Source organism: Silvania sp., assembly GCF_051656365.1.
Lineage (GTDB): Bacteria > Pseudomonadota > Gammaproteobacteria > Enterobacterales > Enterobacteriaceae > Enterobacter > Enterobacter hatchlandensis.
On record NZ_JBOGBT010000010.1, the window covers coordinates 1 to 4396 of the forward strand.

The 4396-nt window shown below is 62.7% G+C and carries 3 protein-coding genes; all 3 read left to right on the top strand.

The features are described from left to right. A partial coding sequence (locus ACRDD5_RS01555; protein ID WP_438675706.1) for a TolC family protein occupies window positions 1-712 on the top strand: 712 nt, incomplete at its 5' end. After that, window positions 709-2898, top strand: coding sequence for a type I secretion system permease/ATPase (locus tag ACRDD5_RS01560; protein WP_271281993.1), 2190 nt, complete (start codon window positions 709-711; stop codon window positions 2896-2898). The genes ACRDD5_RS01555 and ACRDD5_RS01560, both read left to right, overlap by 4 nt. Before the next feature lie 10 nt (window positions 2899-2908). Further along, entirely contained in the window at window positions 2909-4078 is a 1170-nt protein-coding gene (locus ACRDD5_RS01565) for an HlyD family efflux transporter periplasmic adaptor subunit (RefSeq protein ID WP_271282040.1), read from the top strand. Window positions 4079-4396: the final 318 nt, after the last annotated feature.

Here is a 4396-nt window from a genome sequence, read left to right on the forward strand (position 1 = left end):
CGCCCGCGCCACGCTGATGAGCAACCTCGGCTGGAGCAACCTGAATGACGTCAGCAACGCCTTCCCGGAGAAACTGGCCCGCAGCTGCGAGGTGGGCGAACCGGACGATCGGCTGGTACCGGCGGTGTTAGCCTCCTGGGCGCAGGCGGGCGTCGCGCAGGCCAACCTCGATTACGCCAACGCCCAGATGACCCCGACCGTCTCGCTGGATCCAGAGGTGCGCCACTACATGAACAATCGCTACGCCGGGCACGACACGCTGGATAAAACCCAGTACTCGGTGGGGGTGAACGTGCAGATGCCCATTTACCAGGGCGGCGGCCTGAGCGCCCGGCGCAACGCCGCCGGACACGCGGTGGAGGCGGCCCAGTCCAACATTCAGCGCACCCGGCTCGACGTGCGCCAGAAGCTGCTCGAGTCCCGCAGCCAGGTGATGAGCCTGATGAGCACCCTGCAGATCCAGTCCCGCCAGGAGACGCTGAGCCAGCGCACCCGGGAACTCTATCAGCAGCAGTATCTCGACCTCGGTTCCCGTCCTCTGCTGGACGTGCTGAACGCCGAGCAGGAGGTCTTCCAGACCCGCTTTACCCAGTGGCAAACCGCCGGACAGCTGCACCAGCTCCAGCTTAACTGCCTGTATAACACCGGCCGCCTGCGTAACGCTTTCGACCTTGAGAACCGCACCATTCAGTCCGTGGAGATCCAGCCATGATGCGAGACGATATCCTGCAGGAGGACGCACTGACGCAAGAGGCGCTGGAGCACTGGGCGCAGGCGTTTGGCTATGTCGCCACCCGTTACCGTGTGGCCTGCTCCCCCGGGGCGCTGGTCGCCAGCGCCCCCTGGCTGCAGGGCAAAACCAAAATCCCGGCGCTGACCGGGCTGGCCCGCGATGCCGGACTGTCGTTCAGGGTGCTGAACAACGGCCAGGAGGCGATCAACAGCTGGCGTCTGCCGGTGGTGGTGGAACTTAACGACGGCAAAATCGGGGTCATTGAGCACTTCGACGGGGAAGACACCCTCGACGTCTGCTTCTTTGACGACAAGGCCCAGACCAACCGCATCTCGCTGGCGGGGCTGCTGCCCGCCATTCATCAGGTGGTGGCCCTTCGCCCGCTGGCGGCGCTGAAAGACAGCCGCGTTGATGCCTATATTTCCAAATACCGCCCGGACTGGCTGTACCGGCTGGTGATGCGCGATCTGCGCCCGTACGGCTGGGTGATGCTGGCGGCGCTGTTCATCAACCTGCTGTCGCTGGCCGGGATTTTGTTCTCGATGCAGGTGTATGACCGGGTGATCCCCGCCCAGTCCTACCCTACGCTGTACGTGCTGACCATTGGCGTGCTGATCGCCACCCTGTTTGGCTTTATCCTGCGCCTCGCCCGCTGCCATATTATGGATTTGCTGGGTAAACGCGCCGACCTGCGCGTCTCGGACAGAGTCTTCGGCCATGCCCTGCGTCTGCGCAACAGCGCGGTGCCGCGCTCCACCGGCAGCTTTATTTCCCAGCTGCGCGAGCTGGAGCAGATCCGCGAGATGGTCACCTCGTCCACCATCTCCACCATCGTCGACCTGCCCTTCTTCTTCCTGTTCGTGGTGGTGCTGGCGATCATTGCCCCGTCACTGGCGTGGATCGCCCCAGTGGCTGCGGTGCTGATGGTGCTGCCGGGCCTGCTGCTGCAGAAAAAGCTGGCGGTGCTGGCGAAGCAGTCAGCCCATGAATCAACCCTGCGCAACGCGGTGCTGGTCGAGAGCGTGCAGGGGCTGGAGGACATTAAGCTGATGCAGGCGGAGAACCGTTTTCTGCAGCAGTGGAACAGCTACATTCAGATCACCGCCGAGTCGGGCCTGAAGACCCGCGAGCTGACCCAGGGCTTAATCAGCTGGGGGATGACTATTCAGAGCCTGGTGTACGCCGCGGTGATCGTGGTGGGTGCGCCGATGGTGATCGAAGGCGAGATGACCACCGGTGCGGTGGTGGCCGCCTCGATGCTGGCCTCAAGGATGATCGCCCCGATGGCGACCCTCTGCGGCGTGCTGGCGCGCTGGCAGCAGGTGAAGGCCGCCAAAGAAGGACTGGACAACATTATGCAGCTCCCGACCGAAAACCAGCGGGAAGAGACGCCGATCCGCCGGGACGTGCTGCGCGGCCACTATCTGTTTGAGCAGGCGCAGTTTGCCTACGCGGGCGACGTGCAGAACCCGGCCCTGCGCATCAACCGGCTGGAGATCAAGCCCGGCGAGCGTGTCGCCCTGCTGGGCCGCAACGGCGCGGGCAAATCGACCCTGCTGCAGGCAATGGTAGGCGGAATGGATCTGACCGGAGGCGAACTGCGTCTCGACGGCCTGAGCCTGCCGCATCTCGACATGGCGGACGTGCGCCGCAACGTGGGCCTGATGAGCCAGAACGCGCGGCTGTTTTACGGCACCCTGCGCGAGAACATCACCCTCGGGATGCCGCGCGCTACCGACGAGGAAATCTTTGCCGTGCTGGAGATGTGCGGCGCGGCGAGTTTTGTGCAGAAGCTGGCGAAGGGGCTGGATCACCCGATTATGGAGAATGGCGTCGGGCTCTCCGGCGGCCAGCGCCAGTCGATTTTGCTGGCACGTATGTTCCTGCGCGATCCGAATATCGTCCTGCTGGATGAACCCACCGCCTCGCTGGATGAACACACCGAGCGCGAATTTATCCAGCGCCTCGGCCAGTGGTTGGGCAACCGCACGCTGATTGTCGCCACCCACCGGGTGCCGATGCTGGAGCTGGTCGAACGGGTGGTGGTGCTGAAAGAGGGGATGCTGGTGATGGATGCGCCGAAGGCGCAGGCGCTGAACAACAGCCGGATGGCGCAACAGCAGGCGAATGGACGGGAGTGGAAAAATGAAAACCAATCAGCATGATGCCGCCGCGATGGACGACCTGGACAATTCGCTGGATACCGAGACCGGCTACAGCGGTGCGCGACGGATTGTGGTCTACACCCTGCTGCTGTTTATCATCGCCGGGGTGTGGGCGTGGTACGGCATTCTCGACGAAGTCTCGACCGGGACCGGGAAGGTGATCCCCAGCTCCCGCGAGCAGGTGCTGCAGTCGCTCGACGGGGGGATCCTCGCCGAGCTGAAAGTCCACGAAGGGGATCAGGTCAACGCCGGGCAGGTGCTGGCGCGTCTCGACCCGACCCGCTCGGAATCGAACGTGGGGGAAAGCGCAGCCCGCTATCGCGCCTCGCTCGCCTCCAGCGCCCGTCTGCATGCCGAAGTGAACGATCAGCCTCTCGCCTTCCCGACCTCGCTGGCGAAATGGACCGATCTGATCGCCGCCGAAACCCGGTTGTATAAATCCCGTCGTGAGCAGCTTGAGGACTCCCAGCGCGAACTGCGTCAGGCGCTGGATCTGGTGAATGCGGAGCTGGGGATCACCCAGCGGCTGGTGAAAACCGGTGCCGCCAGCCACGTAGAAGCCCTGCGCCTGCAGCGGCAGAAAAGCGACCTTGAACTGCGCCTCACCGACTTACGCTCGCAGTATTACGTGCAGGCGCGCGAGGCGCTGTCCAAATCGAATGCCGAAGTGGACATGCTCTCGGCGATCCTGAAGGGGCGTGAAGACTCGGTGACCCGTCTGACGGTGACCTCCCCGGTGCGCGGGATTGTGAAAAACATCAAGGTGACCACCATCGGCGGCGTCATCCCGCCGAACGGGGAGCTGATGGAGATTGTGCCGGTGGACGACCACCTGCTGATTGAAACCCGCCTGTCCCCGCGCGACATTGCCTTTATCCACCCGGAGCAGAAAGCGCTGGTGAAAATCACCGCCTACGATTACGCCATCTACGGCGGGCTGGACGGCGTGGTGGAGACCATCTCGCCGGACACTATTCAGGACGAGGCCAAGCCGGAAGTGTTCTATTACCGGGTGTTTATCCGCACCGGCCAGGATTATCTGGTGAATAAAGCGGGCAGACATTTTTCGATTGTGCCGGGGATGATTGCGACGGTGGATATCAAGACCGGCGAGAAGTCGGTGCTGGATTATATGATCAAGCCGTTTAACCGGGCCAAAGAGGCATTAAGGGAGCGGTAACGGTTTTCTCCGCTGAGGGATCCCCACAATAAGATTGGCACGGTCGGCCCCCCTCTCCATTCAGGGCTGAGGGATCCCCAGTAATTTTCTTATCCTTAAAGCAATGGAATAATTACAGGATAATAAGAGACTTGCAGCGACTACCTGGTCCGGCTGAAAATCGCCGAAGCGTTTCCTGTAGGCCGGGGCGAGGCGCATGGATGCGCCGAGAGGGCGTGACCTACATGGATGTAGGATCGCGCCCGACCCGAAGCCGGAAGGAATAAGCTGAGGGTATCGCGTAGCGACGATTTTCTTGCCGGGAGCCCGGGTAGCCAG

Coding starts and splice junctions, on each gene's coding strand:
- ACRDD5_RS01560 (WP_271281993.1), top strand. CDS start 709: ATGATGCGAGACGATATCCTGCAGGAGGACGCACTGACGCAAGAGGCG.
- ACRDD5_RS01565 (WP_271282040.1), top strand. CDS start 2,909: ATGGACGACCTGGACAATTCGCTGGATACCGAGACCGGCTACAGCGGT.